Origin of the sequence: Enterobacter cloacae complex sp. I2 (assembly GCF_014896205.1) — a bacterium.
Classification (GTDB): Bacteria; Pseudomonadota; Gammaproteobacteria; order Enterobacterales; family Enterobacteriaceae; genus Enterobacter; species Enterobacter quasihormaechei.
In genome coordinates this window covers 83,587-104,438 of sequence record NZ_JADBRA010000015.1, presented here as the reverse complement: position 1 = coordinate 104,438, position 20,852 = coordinate 83,587, and the positions used below count along the sequence as shown (strand labels likewise).

The window sequence follows — 20,852 nt, the reverse complement described above, 5'->3', positions numbered from 1 at the left end:
ATATGAAAAAGACGCTGCTTTCTCTTTTACTTCTCACCTGTGCCAGCAGTGCGCTGGCCGCGCCGCAGGTCATCACCGTCAGCCGGTTCGAGGTGGGCAAGGACAACTGGGCTTTCAACCGTGAAGAGGTCATGCTCACCTGCCGTCCAGGCCACGCGCTGTACGTCATTAATCCCAGCACGCTCGTGCAGTATCCGTTAAATGACGTTGCGGAGCAGCAGGTTGCCAGCGGCAAAAGTAACGGACAGCCTGTCAGCGTGATCCAGGTCGACGATCCGGCAAACCCCGGGCAGAAGAAGAGCCTGGCGCCGTTTATTGAGCGCGCTGAAAAACTCTGTTAGCAGTCAGATTTCCAATAAAAAAAACCGCAGGTGCTTGTAAAAGCTCTGCGGTTTTTCACATTTAGTGATGTTTTAACGCTTTTTTTCAGGCCACTTTTACTGTGGACTGGAAAACCTGACGTCGTCATCTATTCTTAAAGGGCAAGGCGATTGAGCCTGCATTAATGCCAACTTTTAGCGCACGGCTCTCTCCCAAGAGCCATTTCCCTGGACCGAATACAGGAATCGTATTCGGTCTCTTTTTATCTGCTTCATAGTAAACGATAAAATCCGGTTTTCGTCTCAGCAGAAGGTTCACTTCCTGTGCGCCTGCTTAAAACATACCACAACCCGGCAGGCGTAAGTCCAGTCCTTTTTGGCTGTTTTGTTAAATTTTTGTTTGTTTTTCGCCTGAGGTCGACAAGGGCTCAATCCGCGCATTGACGGAAGCCGCAATATTATCAAGAAGCGCAAAGCGGCGGCGGTATTCTGCGCGTTTCTTGCTGGCGATCTCATCCAGCGATTTGCGCGCTATCCGCAGCGGCAGCTGCCAGCAAAGAGGTGAGAGCTGTTTTCCGTTCAGGCTTTCCCAGAACTCGTCGTAGCTGGCGTGGAAATGTCGGCCTTTGCTCAGCCGGTAGCGCAGGGCGCGAAATACGTGCCCCTCATCGCTGACGGCAAAGATAGCGCTGATGTTCGAGTGTGAGGCGAGCTGGAAGATCACCTCCATCAGCACGCGCTTCGGGAACAGCCCGTGGCAGGCGCGTGTGGCCTGCTTGATAACGTCCCGCGAGACGCTGCGGCGCGGGCCCTGAAGGCCGCCAATCACCAGCACAGAGCGCCCGTTGCTGCGCGCAACGCAAAATGTCAGGCTGGCGAGAAGGGTGTCTTCATGGTCGTGCAGCCACAGCGTGCTTTCGCCCTCGCGTTCGGCCTTGCCCGCGGAGGAGGCTGTAACGGTATAGATCACCCCATTTTTTGCCTCAAACTGCGCCACGGGCAACTCATTGGGGCTCGCGAGGGCGTGAGCGAGCATCCGGTCTTTCAGGCTGTCAATCCAGTGGTAGTGGCTGACGATGGCGTCGGCTCTGTCATTGGCGTTCAGGCCGCGCATCAGGTACTGACGGTGGGTTTTGCTCGGCAGCGTAATTTGTGCCGCCAGTAATCTGTCAAAATCATCGCGTCCGGATAGCGCCTCCAGCATACGATGGGTGGAAGACCAGAATAAAAGCGAGCGCAAAAGAAACTTCAGACGGTATTCACGTTTTTGCCAGATAGGCCCTGGAACGCGTTTTCCCTTAATCAGTTCCGAAATAATATTTGTGCGATGCGGATAAAAAACATCATTTTGCAGGTGTAAGTTCGACACGTAAAAATCCCTCGTTTTATTGCGCTCTATTTTAGGGGGCAGGTAATAAAGGATTAATAGCGCGGCGGAGTTTATTTCCGGCTGGTTGAGGGTTTGTTGGGGTTTGTAATATCTGACTGGACATTTTCTGCTGCGGCTATACTTCAGAATGGAGGGCTTATGTATCAGAAAATAGAGGGTAAAGACTGGCGTCATGTCTGGGTTGTCAGCGATATTCATGGTTGCTATCAGCAGCTTTTAGATGCGCTGAAACGTCGGCATTTTAATCCTGATACGGATCTGCTGATCTCCGTGGGAGATATTATCGATCGCGGGCCTGACAGCGTAAAATGTTTACAGCTGATACAGGAAAACTGGTTTTATGCGGTGCGCGGCAATCACGAGCAAATGGCGTTAGATGCGCTGGAAAATAATGATTTTAGCCTGTGGTCGGTAAATGGCGGTATTTGGTTTAGCGCGCTTAAGGGTGAGCAACAAAAACAGGCGCTGACGTTACTCAACGCCTGCCGGACCTTACCGCACGTCATTGAAATAACCTGCATAAATGGCCTGAACGTTGTGGCTCATGCGGATTATCCCTCAGCCGAATATGTCTGGCAAAAGCCGGTTGATGCCAGGCGCGTGCTGTGGGACCGCGATCGTTTAATGGGCTTTATGGTGGGTAAAGGCCAGGGCGTTAGCGGGGCGGATCACTTCTGGTTTGGACACACGCCCGTAGACAAGCGGTATGACTTTAACAATCTGCACTATATCGATACGGGGGCGGTGTTTGGGGGCTTCCTGACGCTGGTGCAGCTTCAGTAATAAATAACCCGCCTTCGGGCGGGTTCTCTTTGGGTCAGGCAAGACGCAGGACCCAGGCATCGGTTTTACTGTCGTAATGCTCACGGTACAGAACGGAATGTTCCCCATCAAGGATCGCCGGGACGCTGGTATCTGCATCCCAGGCGTCCAGTTGCATGCACAAATCCGGATCGGATTTGCAGGGAATACTTAACGTTCGATCGCCTTGTGCTTCGCCGCGCAATTCAGCGTCGTCGATTTCAAAAGCGCCAATGCGTACGCTGGTTTTCGTCATAATGCTCTCCGGTTTGTTGCCCAAAATCTGGTATGACCAGTGCAGTCACCCATTTTTGATCCTAGACAAGGAAAGCGAAATCGCCAGTAAAAAAATGCGTTTTTTTCAGGCGGTGCGGCTGTTACCGGTAAACAGACGGCCATCGCGAACCAGTTCACGCGGATAACTGTTTTTCAGCCGCGAGCCGACTTTTTTCGCCAGACCCAGCGGAAAGCCCTGATACGTCACGATCGTTTCATCCTGCGCCGGACCGTTTTCCGGGTACACGTCACGACCGCGATACCACTCTTCCGCTTCCTGATGCGTCAGGGCGAACGTGTTTCCATGACCAGCCAGCGCAATGACTGCTTCATGCTGCCAGCGATAGCCTTTGTTGTGGATCTCCGCCAGGCGAATACCAAGGCGGGAGAAACGCACTTTACCCATTAGCGGTTCGATATGGGTCGGGAACAGCCACAGCTCTTTGTCACGCATCCAGAGGTGCAGGCTCTCATCCCAGCGCAGTCCCACTTTGTTTGCAGCCGCCTCCACCTGTGCCGCTTCACGGCCTTTAACGGGCGTGAAGGGGAATTTACCGACCTTAAACGTCGGCGCGGGCAGGGGCTTTACGGCGCCGGTTTTACGCAGGCGCGCGACGAAGAAACCTTCGCAATCGTAAATCTGCGGGAAGACATGGAGGAAGCCTTCAGGCGTGGCGGCTTCACTGGCCGAGTCAAACAGCGTATCCAGCGGTAAAAACTCGACGGCGTCCGGATAGCGCGCCTTCAGCCACAGGCAGACATCCTCGTTTTCATCGCGGTTCAGCGTGCAGGTGGAGTAAACCAGCGTGCCGCCGGGGCGCAGGGCATGGAACGCGCTGTCGATCAGTTCACGCTGCGTGGCGGCGATCTCAAGGTTGCTTTCAACGGACCAGTTTTTTAATGCATCAGGATCTTTGCGCACCACGCCTTCGCCGGAGCAGGGCGCATCAAGCAGGATGGCATCAAAGGCTTCCGGCAGGGCAGCCCCAAAAACGCGACCGTCAAAGTGCGTTAACGCGACGTTGTGGATCCCGCAGCGGCTGATATTGGCGTGCAGAACCTTCACGCGGCTGGCGGAAAATTCGTTGGCGAGGATCGCGCCGCGGTTGTTCATCCGGGCGGCAATCTGCGTGGTTTTAGAGCCCGGCGCCGCGGCGACATCCATCACCCGTTCAGGCTGGTTATCATCGGCAAACAGCGCGGCAACCGGCAGCATGGAGCTGGCTTCCTGAATATAAAACAGCCCGCTCAGGTGCTCGGCGGTGCTGCCGAGGGGCAAGCTTTCCTCGTCATCCCGCTCGATCCAGAACCCTTCTTCACACCACGGCACCGGCGTCAGCTGCCAGCCGTAGGGGGAGACGAGATCCAGAAATGCCCCGACGCTGATTTTTAGCGTATTGACGCGAATACTCCGGCGCAAAGGGCGCTGGCAGGCGGCGACGAAATCGTCGAATGAGAGATGAGCAGGAAGCGCCTCGCGCATCTGCGCGAGGAATTGTTCGGGAAGAAATACGGAGTTTTGAGCCACGGGCACACCACAGGGAAACATTCAGGCGCGCAGTGTAACATAAAGGCTCCGGCGCGTTGACACCGGAGCCTGCGAGATTAACGCGGCAGCGCCGTGCCCCATTCGCGCCACTCTTTCGGTTCACTTTCCAGTAGCAGGAAGTGTTTACCTGCCTGCGCTTTAGGTGCCAGAGGCGTACCAGGCGGCGTCGCGAAGGCAATGCCGCCGCGAATGAACTGGTTAAAGGTCCCCGTTTTCACCACACCGCCGGTCAGGCCGAAGTCGAGGGAGTAACCTGAAGCCAGCCAGAACACCGAGTTGTTGCGGACCAGATGCTGATAACGCTGGCTGATGCGCAGGCCGACCATCACGCGATCGGACAGATTACCCAGCGTCAGGCTGGTTACCGTCCCTACCTCAATGCCGCGGAACAGCACCGGCGTGCCGATGCCCAGCGAACCGGCTTCCGGCACTTCAACCACGATGCTCAGACCGTCCAGATAGCGGGAATCGGTGATGGTCGCCTCCTGCAACTCAAACTCACGACGCGCGTTGCCGCGACCCGGTTCAACGTTAATGTACGGCTGAAGTATAGTGTCGAGGTGCTCAACCCCTGCGGCAGAAATTTGCGGCGTAACCACCGAGAAGCGCGAGCCAGCGCGGGCAAACGTCTGCACATATTCCGGATAAAGCACGGCGGTGGCCTGGACTTCATTGCGCGCGGTGATGAGCTTCAGCTTCTGGACCTGCCCGATATCAATGCCGAGATAGCGGATAGGCATCCCCTCCGCCAGTTTACCGGCGTCAAAGGTATGTAGCGTAATCTGTCCCCCGACGGCGCGCGCTGCGGTTTCAGACGGGAAGAGGATCCGCTTGTCACCTTTACGCATGTTGCCGCCCGCGCCGCTCAGGTTGTCAAAGCTGATCGCACCGCGCAGGGCACGGGAGAGGGGAGACGCCTGTACGGTCAGGCCGCTGCCGTTAAGCTGCACCTTCGCGCCGCCTTCCGCCCAGAACACGCTGTTTGGCGTGAGCAGCTTGCGGTACTCCGGCTTGATGTGCAGTTCGATATCAAACGCGTCCGCGCGAGGGCGAACGGTGATCACTTCCCCGACCTCAAACTTGCGATAGAGCACCACGGAGCCCGCCTGGACATCCGGCAGCGTTTCAGCACTTAAGGTCAGCGTGGTGGTCGGCAAGTCGCCCATGCTGTTTTCAATGGCTTTGTCCAGATTTGCGAACAGCGGATAGCTCTCGCGCAACGCACCTTTGCTGCCCGGCAGAATGCGGATCCCGCCGTTGACCCACTCGCTGGCGCTGGCGCCGAGGAACTCAACGCCGTCCAGGCCCACCTTCACGTCGACCCGGCTGTTGACCACAAATTTACTGTCGCCGTGCACCAGATTGCTGTACTGCGGATCGATGGCGGCGGAGAAGGAGACCCCTTTTTCTGTCAGCTTACGTTCGAGAACCTGGCCTACCTGCACACCGTGCAGGATCAGCGGCTGTCCGGCTTCGATGCCATAGCTCTCCGGTGCGTTCAGGGTAATCGTCTGCACGCCCGGCTTTTGCAGCAGCGCTTTATCCGCCGGGGCGATAACAAAGGTTTTATTCGGCTGGCCTTCTCCCGGGATCAGCTCGAAGGTACTGCCGGTCAGCAGTGAACTGATGCTGGCGTCGCTGAGCGACAGCTTCGGATTACGCAGCTCGATACGCGTCTTCTCCCGCAGGAGATCGACAACGCTAGGATCCACGGTCATCTCGCCGGTGACGGAGCCGCCTGCATTGAGGGTTAGTTTCGTCAGCTGGCCGACCTCTAATCCCTGGTACATCAGCGGGGTCGAGCCGGCTTTCAGTCCTTTAGCATCCGGCAGGGTCAGCTTGACGATGACGCCGCGCTGGCTGTGCGCCAGGTCAGCATACAGGCCAAACGTATCTTCAGCGGCGGCAGGGCTTGAGCCTTCCGGGGAATCGAAGGCGATAGCGCCATTCACCAGCGCCGCCAGGCTCTCAAGCTTCACTTTCGCACCGCTTAAGCTCAGATCGGCATCGACGCCGGAGACGTTCCAGAAGCGGCTGCCTTTTTTCACCAGGCTGGTAAAGCGCCGTTCGATCAGCACGTCGATGGTCACGCCGTCTTTGTTCGGGTTAATGGCGTAATCGTACACGCGGCCAACCGGAATTTTGCGGAAATAGACCAGAGAACCGCTGTTCAGCGATCCTAAATCCGGCGCGCGGAGATGGATCATCAAATCGCCGTTATTCAGCCGGTATTTTGGCTGCGTATCCAGCGCAACGAAGTGATCCTGCGGCTCACCTTTACCGGGCATCATGCCGATATAGTTACCGCCCACGAGCGCATCCAGCCCGGAAACGCCGGCCAGCGAGGCTTTTGGCGTTACCAGCCAGAACTGCGTTTCGGCGCGCAGCGCGTCCTGCATATCGGACTTAATGCTCGCCCGCACCTGGATTTTGTTCAGCCCTTTGCCGAGAGAGATATCCTGCACGGTACCCACTTCCACCCCCTGGAAGCGAACGGGGGTACGACCGGCGACAATGCCGTCCGCAGACTGGAAATCAATCGTGATGGTACTTCCGCGATCTTCATAGCTCGTCCAGATAAGCCAGCCTGCGATCATCAGCGCGATGACAGGCAGCAGCCAGAATGGCGAAATACGACGTTTTGTTTTAATTCTCGCTTCAGTCGGCGAAGCGGGCGTTTCCTGACTCATGTGCGTCCCAAAGTAAGCGGCTGTCCAGCCATTCCACTGCAAGAATAGTCAATATCACCGCAGAGCCGAAATAAAAAGCTGCGGGTCCCATGGTAAAAGCAAGTAACTGATCGCGATTGATGAGCGACATCATCAGCGAAATCACGAACAGATCCAACATCGACCAGCGACCGATCCAGGTCACGAATCGCAGAAGCAGGATGCGGGTGCGGAGTCCTTGTTCGCATTTAAAGTGAATGCTGATAAGTAGCGTAAACATCACCACCACTTTGGTAAAGGGCACCAGAATACTGGCGATAAAAACAATCGCGGCGACCCCCACGTTACTGTGCGCCAGAGAAATGATCCCGGAGAGGATCGTATCTTCCTGGCGGGCGCCGTTCACGTAAATCACCGAGATGGGCAGCATGTTGGCCGGTAACAAAAATACCAGAGAGGCGATCAGCGCCGCCCAGCATTTTTGCAGGCTATTGTTGCGCCGCAATCTTAGCGGAATATGGCAGCGTGGGCACCTGCCGCGTTTATCCGGAAAACCGGTGTAATGACATCCCAGGCAGACGCGCAGGTTTTCATCAGGCCGTGTCGCGGGGCGCTGGGGGTAAAAGCGCTCCCAGAGCTGTTCAACGTTCAGATGGATCATGGTCAAAATGCTCAGCAGGACCAGCGATATGAACGCAATAAGGCCAATGCCGGGCTGTAAAAACGCGTAGTCCTGCACCTTGATGGAGGCCACGCCGACGCCCACAAGATAGATGTCCAGCATGACCCACTCTTTGAGCTTATCCAGCATCAGCAGAACCGGGCGCAGGTTCATCCCCAGAATATTGCCAAACCACAGGTAGGCAATCGCCGCGACCAGCACCAGCGGTGCGCCGACGACGCAGAACAGCACCATCGCGCCGGTGAGCGGATCGCCCTCGCGCGTCATCTGCCAGATCCCCTGAAATACGTTGGCGTCGATGCGCACGCCCAGAAGATAGAGCTTCAGCAGCGGTTCGGTCCAGGCAAACGGCATCAGCAGCAGCATGGTGACCGCCATTGCGGCCAGACGCGTTAGCGACCAGTCTCGTCCATCGCGAATTTTGGCATCGCAGCGAGGACAAAAGGCGCTTTGGTGCGATTTCATCTTCGGCAACATAAAAAGCGTATCGCACTGGGGGCAACGCTGATAATGTGCACGAGGCAAAGCTTCGCTTACCGTATGGATAACGATCTTTCCTGTCGGCGTAATTTTGGGTGTTTTTATGGCCATGAGTCGCGCACGGTTTAGTATTGTTGAAAGTTATAATAACTCATGTACGGATTCATCTTGAGCATGAGCGCATTTAATGCTTATTTTAATAGGCTATGCGGTAAATTTGTAAGTTAACTAAGTGATTGAAGAATGAACAAAACAGAATTCTACGCGGATCTGAATCGCGATTTTAAAGCATTAATGGCAGGGGAAACCAGTTTCTTAGCCACTCTGGCAAATACCAGCGCGTTACTCTTCGAGCGCCTCTCTGACGTGAACTGGGTCGGCTTTTATCTGCTGGAAGACGACACGCTGGTGCTTGGGCCGTTTCAGGGCAAGCTGGCCTGCGTTCGCATTCCGGTAGGACGTGGCGTGTGCGGTACCGCCGTGGCAACGCGTGAGGTTCAGCGCGTTGAAGACGTCCACGCGTTTGACGGCCATATTGCCTGCGATGCCGCAAGCAACGCTGAAATCGTACTGCCGCTGGTGGTAAAAAATCAGATTATTGGCGTTCTGGATATCGACAGCACGGTCTTCAGCCGCTTCACTGTCGAGGACGAACAGGGGCTGCGCACGCTTGCGGCGAACCTGGAAAATGTTCTTGCAGAGACCGATTATCATAAATTCTTTGCGAGCGTCGCAGGATAATCAACGGATAACGTAGCATTTACTGATAGCGTCATTATAATGTCGCCTGTTCATGCCTGCGCTTGTTGGCAACGTCCGTTGTAATCAGGAAATTTCATGGAAAATCAACCTAAGTTGAATAGCAGTAAAGAAGTTATCGCATTTCTGGCCGAGCGTTTCCCGCAGTGCTTCAGCGCTGAAGGTGAAGCGCGTCCTCTGAAAGTCGGTATCTTTCAGGATCTGGTCGCGCGCGTTGAGGGGGAGATGAACCTCAGCAAAACGCAGCTTCGCTCTGCATTACGCCTTTATACCTCGAGCTGGCGTTACCTGTACGGTATCAAGCCGGGTGCGACCCGTGTCGACCTTGACGGCAACCCGTGCGGTGAGCTGGACGAACAGCACGTAGAACATGCGCGTAAGCAGCTTGAAGAAGCCAAAGCTCGCGTGCAGGCACAGCGTGCGGAACAGCAGGCGAAAAAACGCGAAGCCGCAGCGGCAAACGGTCAGGAAGACGCCCCTCGTCGCGAGCGTAAACCGCGTCCGGCACCGCGTCGTGCAGAAAATAACGATCGCAAACCGCGTGCTGACAAACCAGCAGCTAAAGCCCCACGTGCGCCGCGCGAAGAGCCGCGCCACACCCCGGTTTCTGACATCAATGCGCTGAGCGTGGGTCAGTCTCTGAAGGTGAAAGCGGGTAACAACGCGATGGACGCCACCGTACTGGAAATCACCAAAGATGGCGTTCGTGTACAGCTGACTTCTGGTATGTCAATGATTGTACGCGCAGAACACTTGTTGTTCTGAAACGGAGGCCGAGCCTGGCATGAACACTTTTTTTAAGCTCACCGCGTTGGCTGGCCTGTTTGCTATAACAGGCCACGCTTTCGCTGTGGACGATATTACGCGTGTCGATCAAATTCCGGTTCTCAAGGAAGAGACTCAGCACGCGACGGTGAGTGAGCGCGTGACGTCGCGCTTTACTCGTTCGCACTATCGTCAGTTCGATCTCGATCAGGCCTTTTCGGCCAAAATCTTTGACCGTTATCTGAACTTGCTGGATTACAGCCATAACGTACTGCTGGCCAGCGATGTCGAACAGTTCGCGAAACGCAAATCCGAAGTGGGTGATGAGCTGCGCTCCGGAAAGCTGGATCTGTTTTACGATCTCTACAACTTATCGCAAAAGCGCCGTTTTGAACGTTATCAATACGCGCTCAAAGTGCTGGAACGTCCAATGGACTTCACCGGCAACGACACCTTTAATCTGGACCGCAGCAAAGCGCCATGGCCGAAAGACGAGGCTGAGCTGAATGCGCTGTGGGACGGAAAAGTCAAATATGATGAACTGAGCCTCAAGCTCACCGGCAAAGACGAGAAAGAGATCCGTGAGACGTTAAACCGTCGCTACAAGTTCGCTATTCGTCGTCTGGCGCAGACCAACAGTGAAGACGTTTTTTCACTGGCGATGACCGCGTTTGCGCATGAAATTGACCCGCACACCAACTATCTCTCTCCACGTAACACCGAACAGTTCAATACCGAAATGAGCCTGTCTCTGGAAGGTATCGGTGCGGTGCTTCAGATGGACGATGACTATACCGTTATCAACTCCATGGTGGCCGGCGGCCCTGCGTCTAAAAGCAAAGCGATCAGCGTAGGCGACCGCATTGTCGGTGTTGGTCAGACCGGAAAGAGCATGGTGGACGTGATTGGCTGGCGTCTTGATGACGTTGTTGCGCTGATCAAAGGGCCGAAGGGCAGCAAAGTGCGCCTGGAGATCCTGCCAGCCGGTAAGGGCACCAAAACCCGCATCATTACCCTGACCCGTGAGCGTATCCGTCTGGAAGATCGCGCGGTGAAAATGTCGGTGAAAACCGTGGGGAAAGAGAAGGTTGGCGTACTGGATATCCCGGGCTTCTACGTTGGCCTGACCGATGACGTGAAAGTGCAGCTACAGAAGCTTGAGAAGCAGAATGTCAGCAGCGTAATCATTGACCTGCGCAGCAACGGCGGCGGGGCACTGACCGAAGCCGTCTCGCTGTCCGGGCTGTTTATCCCGTCTGGCCCGGTGGTGCAGGTGCGCGATAACAACGGTAAAGTGCGTGAAGATGCCGATACCGATGGCGTGGTCTACTATAAGGGGCCGCTGGTGGTCCTTGTCGATCGCTTCAGTGCCTCAGCATCGGAAATCTTTGCTGCCGCCATGCAGGATTATGGCAGGGCGTTAATTGTCGGCGAACCGACGTTTGGCAAGGGCACCGTACAGCAGTACCGCTCTTTGAACCGTATTTATGACCAGATGCTGCGCCCTGAATGGCCGGCGTTGGGTTCAGTACAGTACACCATTCAGAAGTTTTACCGCGTCAATGGCGGCAGTACGCAGCGTAAAGGCGTCACGCCGGACATCATGATGCCGACAGGTACCGAAGAGACGGAAACCGGCGAGAAGTTTGAAGATAACGCGTTGCCGTGGGATAGCATCGATGCCGCGACATTCGTGAAATCGGGTGATATGAAGCAGTTCGGACCGGAACTGTTGAAAAATCATAACGATCGCATTGGGAAGGATCCTGAATTCCAGTACATCATGAAGGACATTGCGCGTTTCAACGCTCTGAAAGCGAAACGGAACATTGTGTCTCTGAACTACGCCCAGCGTGAGAAAGAGAACAATGAAGATGACGCGACGCGACTGGCGCGTATCAACGATCGCTTCAAGCGTGAAGGTAAGCCTCTGCTCAAAAAACTGGACGATCTGCCTAAGGATTACCAGGAGCCCGATCCGTACCTGGACGAGACGGTGCATATCGCGCTTGATCTCGCGACGCTGGAAAAAGATAAACCTGCCGTGCAACCTGCTCCGGCAAAATAACTCCCCAACAGGCACAAGAGATTGTGCCTGTTTCTTTTTGTTCTGCATCCTTCCGTCAGGCAGATTTCCAATTGTGTAAAGTTGTGTCTTTCTGGTGACTTACGCCGTCTGGATGCTTGAAAATACCCGCAATACCCATACGATGTGGGTAATCGCATAGTGCGTTTTGTTAAACTGAGGTTAAAAGAATATTATGATGCGAATCGCGCTCTTCCTGCTCACCAACCTTGCGGTTATGGTGGTATTCGGGCTGGTGCTAAGCCTGACGGGAATTCAGTCGAGCAGCGTTCAGGGTCTGTTGATTATGGCGCTGCTGTTTGGTTTCGGTGGCTCTTTCATTTCACTGCTGATGTCGAAGTGGATGGCACTGAAATCCGTGGGCGGTGAGGTTATCGAGCAGCCGCGTAACGATATGGAACAGTGGCTGGTGAGCACGGTTGCTCAGCAGTCAAAGCAGGCGGGCATTGCCATGCCGCAGGTGGCGATCTACCACGCGCCGGATATTAACGCATTTGCTACCGGTGCGCGTCGTGACGCGTCCCTGGTGGCCGTCAGTACCGGTCTGCTGCAAAACATGAGCCGTGACGAAGCGGAAGCGGTTATTGCTCACGAGATCAGCCACATCGCCAACGGCGATATGGTCACCATGACCCTGATCCAGGGCGTGGTGAACACCTTCGTTATCTTTATTTCCCGTATTCTGGCGCAAATTGCTGCCGGGTTTATGGGCGGCAACCGTGATGAGGGTGAAGAGAGCAACGGCAACCCGCTGATCTATTTTGCTGTTTCGATGGTGCTGGAACTGGTGTTCGGTATCCTGGCAAGCATCATTACCATGTGGTTCTCCCGTCACCGTGAGTTCCATGCGGATGCCGGTTCAGCGAAACTGGTGGGTCGTGAGAAGATGATTGCTGCGCTGCAACGTCTGAAAACCAGCTACGAGCCGCAGGAAGCGAACAGTATGATGGCCTTCTGCATCAACGGTAAATCTAAGTCGCTGAGCGAGCTGTTTATGTCTCACCCGCCGCTGGATAAACGTATCGAAGCGCTGCGTAGCGGCGAATACCTGAAGTAATACCAGCCGCATGAATAAAAACCGGGCAGGAGACCCTCTCCGCCCGGTTTTTTTATGCCTGCGCCTTCGGCTGGGTGATACGTACCCCGCTGACGACAGCCGCGAGGGTTGCCAGCGTCCCAGCGGTGATCAGCGCAACGTGTGTCGCATTTTGCCCGGCAAGGTTAAACATCAACGCCACCAGTGCGGCCCCGGTGCTTTGCCCTAATAGCCGTGCCGTCCCCAGCATTCCGCTGGCGCCACCGCTGCGATGGCGGGGGGCAGAGGTGATAATCGTGTGGTTATTCGGTGACTGGAACAGACCAAAACCTGCACCGCACAGGATCATGCGCCAGATAATATCCAGGTCCCCCGGCGAGTCGGGCAGTAGCGCCAGCGCAAACAGTCCCACAGCCATGACTACCAGCCCGATAGCCCCCAGCAGTCCGGCGTGAACTCGCTCAATAAGATACCCGGCCAGCGGGGCCATCACCATGGTTGCCAGAGGCCAGGGCGTGAGCAGCAAGCCCGTTTCCACTTCCGAACGACCGATCACGCTCTGTAAAAAGAACGGCAGCGCAACCAGCGCCAGCATCTGGGCGCAAAACGAGCAAATTGAGGTGCAAATGGAGAGCGAAAACAGTGGTATACGCAGCAAATCTACCGGCAGTAACGGCACGGGGAGCGCCAGCTGGCGTCGTACAAAGAAAAAGCCGATAACAAGCAGGGCAACGATTTCTGCGGCAATGAGCGTTAGCGACTGCCCCTGCGCAAATCCGCTCAGCGCGGTGATCAGCAGGCCAAAGGTCAGCGCGTTCATCACGGCGCTGGGCAGGTCGAAGCGTGGCGTGGTGCGTTTCGGACCATTTTCCGGGAGATAGCGCAGGGCGAAGAAAATAGCCACGATGCCAAGGGGCACGTTGATGGCAAACAGCCACTGCCACGAGGCGACAGACAGAATGGCAGCGGCAATCGTCGGCCCGGCGGCAGACGACACGGCCACAATAAAGGAGTTAATGCCCATGCCGCGTCCAAGGTGGCGATGAGGATAGATAAGCCGAATCAGGGCCGTATTCACGCTCATCAGCGCCGCGCCGCCGAAGCCCTGAGCGATACGCGCCAGGGTGAGGGTGTGCAGTGAATCAGAAAGGGCACAGAAGAGCGAGGTGAGGGTAAAGACCACCAGCCCGCACTGGTAAACCCGCCGATAGCCAAACATATCGCCGAGGAAAGAGAGTTAAAGGAGGGAAATCACAATCGCGATCTGGTACGCGTTCACAATCCAGATGGAGCTTGCGGGAGACGCATTAAGATCTTTTGCAATGGTAGGAAGAGCAACGTTGGCAATCGCACCGTCAAGGACGGCCATCGAAATGCCGATGACAATAGTGGCAATTGCCCCGTACCGCTGCGGTAAGGGCAGGCCATCAGAAACGTTTTTTTGCATGGGAAAAGAATGACTCAGCGTGAAATTATTTTCAGGGTAACTATTTTAGCACCGTTATTTCGGTTTTATGTCGCAGATTTGTAACGAAGTAAAGCCAGATAGATTGCAGCACGCATCACACGAATTTATAATAAAAACCGGTTCTGATTTTTATAAAACACTCTCCATGAGGTGATAAATGGCAATCGCAGATTTGGATAAGCAGCCAGATTCTGTTTCTTCCGTGCTGAAGGTGTTTGGCATCTTGCAGGCGCTCGGAGAAGAGCGTGAAATTGGTATTACAGAGTTGTCTCAGCGTGTGATGATGTCGAAAAGCACCGTTTATCGCTTTTTGCAGACGATGAAATCATTGGGTTATGTCGCGCAGGAAGGAGAATCAGAAAAATATTCTCTGACCCTGAAGCTGTTTGAACTGGGCGCTCGTGCCTTGCAAAACGTGGATCTGATCCGCAGCGCGGACATTCAGATGCGTGAACTTTCACGGCTGACGAAAGAGACAATTCACCTCGGCGCACTGGATGAAGACAGCATTGTTTACATCCACAAAATTGATTCCATGTACAATCTGCGCATGTATTCACGCATCGGTCGCCGTAACCCGCTCTACAGTACCGCAATTGGTAAAGTGCTGCTGGCCTGGCGCGATCGCGAAGAGGTGAAGCAAATCCTTGACGGCGTGGAATACAAGCGAAGTACCGACCGCACTATCACCAGTACGGATGAACTGCTGCGCGTGCTGGATAGCGTGCGTGAGCAGGGCTACGGGGAAGATAACGAAGAGCAGGAAGAAGGGCTGCGCTGCATCGGTGTGCCGGTGTTTGACCGCTTCGGCGTTGTCATTGCGGGCCTGAGCATCTCGTTCCCAACGCTGCGTTTCTCCGAAGAGCGTCTTCATGAGTATGTGGCAATTCTGCATACCGCAGCGCGCAAAATTTCAGAGCAGATGGGCTATAACGACTACCCGTTCTGATCGATGCCGCCAGTAAAAAACGCCGCATTTTCGCGGCGTTTTTGCAGATTGAGTTCAGCGCGGATTAGCCGTTATCAACCACGACAGAGGACTTACGCAGTACGGGACAGTTGCTTAGCCCGATGATCCCGCTGTCTGAATGGATGTACTGCGCCGTGCTTACCCCCTGGGCGGTGAGATATTTACACTGAATACCCAAACCCGCGGCATTTTCTTTGCTTCCCATTAATACGCCATACCCACTTAACAGCAGGCCGATCCACACAAGTGCCAGTACAATTACCGTACGAACGAGTAAACGCATCGATGCCTCTTTTTTCTTTGTTGTCATGGAGTAAGCGTAACGGGTTTACGCAGTGAAACAAGTGCACGATTCCGAAAAGAGTCAGTTGAAGGTACAGTTAGCCCCTGTTTAAGATAGCCGTGATAACCTGGCTACATCAGGTCATAAGACGGAGTGTGGAGTGAAAAAAATACGCTGGGTAATTCTGGTTATAGTGTTGATAGCATGCGTGGTGCTGTGGACGCAGACTATCAATGTGATGTGCGATCAGGATGTACAGTTCTTTAGCGGCATTTGTTCAATCAATAAGTTTATCCCCTGGTAGACGTCATTTTTACGCTGAGCGATGTTCTTACGTGGCGGCAGTGGTAAAATAGTGGTTTTTACTGAGGTGGTGAAATGGGTGAGTTACTGAATTCGGGGCTGCTGAGCATTGCATCCCTGGTAATGGTGTTGGTTGTGCTGGCTGTTGGCCTGGTGCTGTGGTTCTTCGTTAACCGCGCCAGTTCCCGCACAAACGAGCAAATTGAGCTGCTGGAAGCGTTGCTGGATCAGCAGAAAAGGCAGAATGCGTTGCTGCGTCGTTTGTGCGAAGCCAACGAACCGGAAGCGAAAGCGATACCGAAGGACGCTACTGCTCCGCAACAAGACGAGGAAGACTTCATTCGCCTGGTAGCCGAACGATAGTCTGCACGGATCGGGGAGGTGGCCTGAGCGTACGGCGTAAATCTCCTCCCTTATCACGTTTTTCCCGCAACATCCCCGCTAAGAATTAAGCAGTAGTTAACTCTTGTTTCAGTGCACTGAAAACTGGCGAATATTTATCCTTATTTAACAAATACCGTTTCGTTGAATAAATAGTGTGCTTTAACTCGCCAAAAGTGTTTTATTTTTATCGAAACGTTTTGCTTGCCTTCTTTTGAGGCAGAGTCATAAAAATTTCATTATTTTGGTGCAGAATAACGCTTATTAAATGGTGGATTTTAATACAGTTAGCAATAGCTAATTAACTTTGTATATTCACTGTCACACGTTGGTGCGTTGCAATGTTTTCAGCATAACTTTTCACAAAAAGTTCTAACTCAGTCATTCCTTTAAAGAAAAGTAGGGTTTGGGATGGACGCTTTGAAATGATTGAGCTATGTTTAAAAAGTCTTTGATTACAGGGCGCGTCAAGGCTCTCTGTAGGCCGTTAGATCAGGTGGCGCTTCATTTGACAATACGCATAACCGTGCAGATTGTTCTGGAGTAACACGTGAATTTGTGCGGCGGATCGAGACACGTTTAAAAATGGCTTGCCATATTAAACGTTGTGTGTGATAACACGTTTTGGGTCAAACGAGGTACAGTTCTGTTTATGTGTGGCATTTTCAGTAAAGAAGTCCTGAGTAAACACGTTGTCGTTGAATACCGCTTCTCTGCCGAACCTTATATTAGTGCCTCAAGCAGTAATGTCTCAGTTTTATCTATGTCAAAGCCTGCGGGCTAAGAAAACACTCTAAGGAATTTTGCAAATGGCAAAGATTAAAGGTCAAGTTAAGTGGTTCAACGAATCTAAAGGTTTTGGTTTCATTACTCCTGCTGACGGCAGCAAAGACGTGTTCGTACACTTCTCTGCAATCCAGGGTAACGGCTTCAAAACTCTGGCTGAAGGCCAGAACGTTGAGTTCGAAATTCAGGACGGCCAGAAAGGCCCAGCTGCGGTTAACGTAACTGCTATCTGATCGAATCACTGCTGACTGAAGCGCCAGGCGCTTCGCTCTCAGACATAAGCCTCGCCGATGCGGGGCTTTTTTATTCGCTTATTTTTCAAAATATTACGTAATCCACCTCTGTTAGTATCTTGTTGCAAACCCGTGAGGTTATTAGCATTCTTTTCCCGTCTTATTATCCGTTTTTCCCGTTAAATCAGGGCGTTGATCAACAGCCCTGGGGTTAAGGTGAAAAAAAAGACAATAACGACCACCGGAAACTTTACGCCGGCACGTTTTGCACTTCTGTGTCTCGCCATCTTTTGTAGCCTCGCGTTTCTGCTGGGCCGCGTGGCGTGGCTACAAATTATCAAACCGGATAATCTGGTGAAGCAGGAGGATATGCGCTCCCTGCGCGAAGTGGCGATAGATGCCCCGCGTGGAATGATTGTTGACCGTGAAGGGCGTCCCCTTGCGGTAAGCGTACCCGTGCAGGCCGTCTGGGCCGATCCCAAAACCGTGCTGGAAAAAGGGGGAGTAGGGTTTGATTCGCGCTGGCAGGCTCTGGCAAATGCCTTACATCTTTCTCTGAGCACGCTCGCATCCCGGATTAACAGCAACCCGCACGGGCGATTCATTTATCTTGCCCGTCAGGTTGATCCCTCTCAGGCAAAGTGGATCGATAAGCTGCATCTTCCCGGTATTAACCTTCGCGATGAGTCCCGCCGCTTTTATCCCGCCGGACACGTGGCGGCTAACCTGATTGGCTTCACGAACATTGATGGTCAGGGTATTGAGGGCGTCGAGAAAAGTTTCAACACGCAGCTCACCGGGAAAGCAGGCGTGCGGCTGGTCAGGAAAGATCGCTATGGACATGTGGTGGAGAACCTCACTGAGGTGGCCCCCGTTCCTGCCCACAATATCCAGCTCAGTATCGATGAACGCCTGCAAACCATCACCGAAGACGCGCTGGATAATGCCGTGGCGTGGAACAAAGCCGAGTCAGGCGCGTCGGTACTGATTAATATCCAGACGGGCGAAATACTGGCGATGGCCAGCTTCCCGGACTTCAACCCCAACAATCGGGAAGGGGCAACGCTGGATGATTTTCGCAATCGCGCGATCAGCGACACCTTTGAACCGGGCTCGACCGTTAAGCCTCTGGTGTTGATGACGGCGCTACAGCAGGGGCTGGTTCAGCCTGACAGCGTGATAGACACGCATCCCTACACTATTGATGGGCATCGTATTCGCGACGTGGGCTACTATCCGGAACTGACGATGACCGGGATCCTGCAAAAGTCCAGCGACACGGGCGTATCCCGTCTTTCGCTGGCGATGCCCGTGCAACGGTTACTGGATACCTATAAGCACTTTGGTTTTGGCGAGAGTACCGGGCTTGGCTTAACGGGGGAAAGCGCTGGCTTACTGCCACAGCGAAAATTCTGGAGCCAGTTAGACCGGGCGACCTTTGCATTCGGCTATGGCCTGATGGTCACCCCCCTCCAGTTGGCGCATGTGTATGCCACCATCGGCAGCTATGGTATTGAACGGCCTCTGTCCATTACCCGTATCGATCCGCCGGTGATCGGCAAACGGGTGATGCCCGAGGAAATTGTTCACGAGGTGGAACACATGATGGAGAGCGTCGCGTTACCCGGCGGTGGCGGGATCAAAGCAGCGGTGCGTAACTATCGCGTGGCGATTAAAACCGGGACGGCCAAAAAAATCGATGAACACGGTAAGTATGTGGATAAATACGTCGCCTACACTGCGGGCGTTGCGCCCGCCAGCGATCCCCGTTTTGCGCTGGTGGTGGTGATCAACGACCCGAAAAACGGCGCCTACTACGGCGGGGCCGTTTCTGCGCCCGTTTTCAGCGAAATTATGGGGAACGTACTGCGTCTGGAAAACGTAAAGCCTGACGGGCTGCCGGCAGATTCTGACCATCTGATTGTGATGCGTCACCCAGCCGTTTATAACACTGGCGAATAGCGGTACACTTCGCCTTTTGGTTTACGCCCTGGAGTTGTCATGTCTTTCTGCTGTCCCCTTTGCCACGCGCCGCTGACGCGCGCGGAGAAAACGTTTATCTGTCCACAGGGACATCAGTTTGACAGGGCGAAAGAGGGCTATGTGAATCTTCTGCCTGTACAGCACAAGCGCTCCCGGGACCCGGGTGACAGCGCGGAGATGATGCAGGCCCGCCGGGCGTTTCTCGATGCCGGGCACTATCAACCGCTCAGGGATTGTGTCGTCGACTTACTCGGTAACTGTCTGACAGAAGGCGCATCCGCCATGCTGGATATCGGCTGTGGCGAAGGCTACTACACCGCAGCGTTTGCAGACGTGGCGGCTGAGAAGGGCGCCGAAACGTACGGCCTGGACGTATCGAAAGTGGCAATCCGTGCGGCAGCAAAACGCTATTCCGCGGTGACGTTCTGCGTGGCCTCCAGCCACCGTCTGCCGTTTGAGGAGGCGAGCATGGATGCCGTGGTGCGTATCTACGCGCCGTGCAAGGCAGAGGAGCTGGCGCGCGTGGTTAAGCCCGGCGGGTGGGTTATCACCGTTACGCCAGGGCCTCGTCATCTGCTGGAGCTGAAAGGGCTAATTTATGATGAAGTGCACCTGCATGCGCCTCACTCAGAACAGCTGGCGGGCTTTGCGTTAAAGCAGGAGCTGTCGGTGGCGTATGAAATAACGTTACAGGGAAGCGAAGCCGTGGCGTTACTGCAAATGACGCCGTTTGCGTGGCGGGCAAAACCCGCGGTGTGGGAAACGCTGGCAGCGCAGACAGAATTTCGCTGCCAGACGGATTTCAGCATCCATTGCTGGCAGCGCGAAGATTAACCCGCGAAGTGTGCCCAGAGGATTTGGGCACCAATCCCGATCAACACGATACCGCCCAAAATTTCGGCTCGTTTACCCAGCAGCGGGCCAATGAACCGGCCAACCATCATCCCCAGCGTTGACATGATAAGCGTCGCGCAGCCAATCGCCAGCGCGGTGGCGATAATATTGACCTGCAAAAACGCCAGACCGACACCGACGGCCATGGCGTCCAGGCTGGTTGCGATAGCGGTGGTCACCAGAAGCCAGAAGCCGTGGCGGTGCAGCGGCGCGTCATCTTCATCGCTGTTGCCCCGCAAGCCTTCAATCACCATCCGGCCGCCGAGAAAGACCAGCAGCACGAAGGCAATCCAGTGGTTCCACTCCAGCACAAACTGGCTGGCGAGCATCCCCAGACCCCACCCGATAAGCGGCGTCAGCGTTTCGATAGCGCCGAAGATAAGACCGGTACGCAGGGCTTCGGAAAATTTAGGTTTATGGAGGGTGGCACCTTTACCGATAGAGGCGGCAAATGCGTCCATTGACATGCCAAAGGCCAGGAGGATCGTAGCGGAGATATTCATAAGCGCGTCCAGACCGGGGATATCCATATGACACATCACTGCCCCCAGTAAACAGCAGTTGATGTATCTATGGTCTCGCCTGATCCCTTTGGCACAGTAAGTGCTGAAAGCGATCCGTACGCGCCACGTTTTTCAACGAGTATGTTGACACGTACATTTCCTGAAGGCAGGAAATCGGCTACTCCCCAACGACGGGCGCAACCTTAACATATTTTGAGAATATAAAACAACAGTC

The 20,852-nt window shown here is 54.3% G+C and carries 19 protein-coding genes, 2 pseudogenes and 1 riboswitch; of the genes and pseudogenes, 13 read left to right on the top strand and 8 right to left on the bottom strand.

Annotation, left to right across the window (positions count from 1 at the left end):
• Nucleotides 1-2 precede the first annotated feature (2 nt).
• Nucleotides 3-341: a YebY family protein gene (locus IM300_RS14490; RefSeq protein WP_063868473.1), complete on the top strand. Its 339-nt coding sequence runs from the start codon at nucleotides 3-5 to the stop codon at nucleotides 339-341.
• 367 nt (nucleotides 342-708) lie between these two features.
• Here IM300_RS14490 and IM300_RS14485 read toward each other — a convergent pair whose 3' ends face one another.
• Nucleotides 709-1,689, bottom strand: coding sequence for a VirK/YbjX family protein (locus IM300_RS14485; RefSeq protein ID WP_193037075.1), 981 nt, complete (start codon nucleotides 1,687-1,689; stop codon nucleotides 709-711).
• 159 nt (nucleotides 1,690-1,848) lie between these two features.
• On the opposite strand from IM300_RS14485, the gene pphA reads away from it, so the two are divergent.
• Nucleotides 1,849-2,493, top strand: a complete 645-nt coding sequence (pphA, locus tag IM300_RS14480; RefSeq protein ID WP_131636898.1) for a protein-serine/threonine phosphatase — start codon at nucleotides 1,849-1,851, stop codon at nucleotides 2,491-2,493.
• Nucleotides 2,494-2,527: 34 nt separating this feature from the next.
• Here the strand turns inward: pphA and IM300_RS14475 are convergent, their stop codons facing one another.
• The 4 genes from IM300_RS14475 to yebS all read right to left on the bottom strand — a co-directional run bounded on the left by IM300_RS14475 (nucleotide 2,528) and on the right by yebS (nucleotide 8,278).
• Complete coding sequence (locus IM300_RS14475) at nucleotides 2,528-2,767, bottom strand: YebV family protein (RefSeq protein WP_006176013.1); 240 nt, start codon at nucleotides 2,765-2,767, stop codon at nucleotides 2,528-2,530.
• 105 nt (nucleotides 2,768-2,872) lie between these two features.
• Nucleotides 2,873-4,315 (bottom strand): 16S rRNA (cytosine(1407)-C(5))-methyltransferase RsmF, encoded by a 1,443-nt coding sequence (gene rsmF, locus IM300_RS14470; protein WP_370552239.1) that lies wholly within the window; start codon nucleotides 4,313-4,315, stop codon nucleotides 2,873-2,875.
• A 77-nt stretch (nucleotides 4,316-4,392) separates the two neighbouring features.
• Entirely contained in the window at nucleotides 4,393-7,026 is a 2,634-nt protein-coding gene (locus IM300_RS14465) for a PqiB family protein (protein WP_102750892.1), read from the bottom strand.
• Nucleotides 6,995-8,278 (bottom strand): membrane integrity lipid transport subunit YebS, encoded by a 1,284-nt coding sequence (gene yebS, locus IM300_RS14460; protein WP_193037071.1) that lies wholly within the window; start codon nucleotides 8,276-8,278, stop codon nucleotides 6,995-6,997. The genes IM300_RS14465 and yebS overlap by 32 nt, the downstream gene beginning before the upstream one ends.
• Nucleotides 8,279-8,410: 132 nt before the next feature.
• On the opposite strand from yebS, the gene IM300_RS14455 reads away from it, so the two are divergent.
• The 4 genes from IM300_RS14455 to htpX all read left to right on the top strand — a co-directional run bounded on the left by IM300_RS14455 (nucleotide 8,411) and on the right by htpX (nucleotide 12,834).
• Nucleotides 8,411-8,908 carry a GAF domain-containing protein gene (locus IM300_RS14455; RefSeq protein WP_193037069.1) on the top strand — a complete coding sequence of 166 codons (498 nt, stop codon included), beginning with the start codon at nucleotides 8,411-8,413 and terminating at the stop codon, nucleotides 8,906-8,908.
• 96 nt (nucleotides 8,909-9,004) lie between these two features.
• Nucleotides 9,005-9,691 carry an RNA chaperone ProQ gene (proQ, locus tag IM300_RS14450; protein ID WP_006811005.1) on the top strand — a complete coding sequence of 229 codons (687 nt, stop codon included), beginning with the start codon at nucleotides 9,005-9,007 and terminating at the stop codon, nucleotides 9,689-9,691.
• Nucleotides 9,692-9,710: 19 nt separating this feature from the next.
• On the top strand, nucleotides 9,711-11,759 hold the full coding sequence (gene prc / locus IM300_RS14445) for a carboxy terminal-processing peptidase (protein ID WP_063868479.1): 2,049 nt from the start codon (nucleotides 9,711-9,713) through the stop codon (nucleotides 11,757-11,759).
• A gap of 193 nt (nucleotides 11,760-11,952) precedes the next feature.
• The gene (gene htpX, locus IM300_RS14440; RefSeq protein WP_063868480.1) at nucleotides 11,953-12,834 is read left to right on the top strand and encodes a protease HtpX; all 882 of its coding nucleotides are present in this window, start codon (nucleotides 11,953-11,955) and stop codon (nucleotides 12,832-12,834) included.
• Between the two features lie 52 nt (nucleotides 12,835-12,886).
• Here htpX and IM300_RS14435 read toward each other — a convergent pair.
• A pseudogene (locus IM300_RS14435) lies at nucleotides 12,887-14,260 on the bottom strand (MFS transporter).
• A 178-nt stretch (nucleotides 14,261-14,438) separates the two neighbouring features.
• Between IM300_RS14435 and kdgR the strand changes: the two are divergent.
• Complete coding sequence (gene kdgR, locus IM300_RS14430; RefSeq protein WP_193037067.1) at nucleotides 14,439-15,230, top strand: DNA-binding transcriptional regulator KdgR; 792 nt, start codon at nucleotides 14,439-14,441, stop codon at nucleotides 15,228-15,230.
• Between the two features lie 64 nt (nucleotides 15,231-15,294).
• Here the strand turns inward: kdgR and IM300_RS14425 are convergent, their stop codons facing one another.
• On the bottom strand, nucleotides 15,295-15,534 hold the full coding sequence (locus tag IM300_RS14425) for a YobH family protein (RefSeq protein WP_063449624.1): 240 nt from the start codon (nucleotides 15,532-15,534) through the stop codon (nucleotides 15,295-15,297).
• Between the two features lie 160 nt (nucleotides 15,535-15,694).
• Between IM300_RS14425 and mgrB the strand changes: the two genes are divergently transcribed.
• The 6 genes and pseudogenes from mgrB (at nucleotide 15,695) to rlmA (ending at nucleotide 20,054) form a co-directional block, all read left to right on the top strand.
• Nucleotides 15,695-15,838 (top strand): PhoP/PhoQ regulator MgrB, encoded by a 144-nt coding sequence (gene mgrB, locus IM300_RS14420; RefSeq protein ID WP_063868482.1) that lies wholly within the window; start codon nucleotides 15,695-15,697, stop codon nucleotides 15,836-15,838.
• Nucleotides 15,839-15,912: 74 nt separating this feature from the next.
• Nucleotides 15,913-16,200 carry a YebO family protein gene (locus IM300_RS14415; protein ID WP_193037065.1) on the top strand — a complete coding sequence of 96 codons (288 nt, stop codon included), beginning with the start codon at nucleotides 15,913-15,915 and terminating at the stop codon, nucleotides 16,198-16,200.
• A gap of 670 nt (nucleotides 16,201-16,870) precedes the next feature.
• A pseudogene (locus IM300_RS14410) lies at nucleotides 16,871-17,015 on the top strand (DUF2627 domain-containing protein).
• 12 nt (nucleotides 17,016-17,027) lie between these two features.
• Nucleotides 17,028-17,237: a transcription antiterminator/RNA stability regulator CspE gene (cspE, locus tag IM300_RS14405; RefSeq protein ID WP_001062678.1), complete on the top strand. Its 210-nt coding sequence runs from the start codon at nucleotides 17,028-17,030 to the stop codon at nucleotides 17,235-17,237.
• A 216-nt stretch (nucleotides 17,238-17,453) separates the two neighbouring features.
• Nucleotides 17,454-19,199, top strand: coding sequence for a peptidoglycan glycosyltransferase FtsI (ftsI, locus tag IM300_RS14400; RefSeq protein WP_193037063.1), 1,746 nt, complete (start codon nucleotides 17,454-17,456; stop codon nucleotides 19,197-19,199).
• A gap of 39 nt (nucleotides 19,200-19,238) precedes the next feature.
• The gene (rlmA, locus tag IM300_RS14395; protein ID WP_193037061.1) at nucleotides 19,239-20,054 is read left to right on the top strand and encodes a 23S rRNA (guanine(745)-N(1))-methyltransferase; all 816 of its coding nucleotides are present in this window, start codon (nucleotides 19,239-19,241) and stop codon (nucleotides 20,052-20,054) included.
• Here rlmA and mntP read toward each other — a convergent pair.
• Nucleotides 20,051-20,617: a manganese efflux pump MntP gene (gene mntP / locus IM300_RS14390; RefSeq protein ID WP_063449661.1), complete on the bottom strand. Its 567-nt coding sequence runs from the start codon at nucleotides 20,615-20,617 to the stop codon at nucleotides 20,051-20,053. The genes rlmA and mntP overlap by 4 nt on opposite strands.
• 10 nt (nucleotides 20,618-20,627) lie before the next feature.
• A riboswitch (yybP-ykoY riboswitch) is annotated at nucleotides 20,628-20,816 on the bottom strand.
• Between the last annotated feature and the right edge of the window lie 36 nt (nucleotides 20,817-20,852).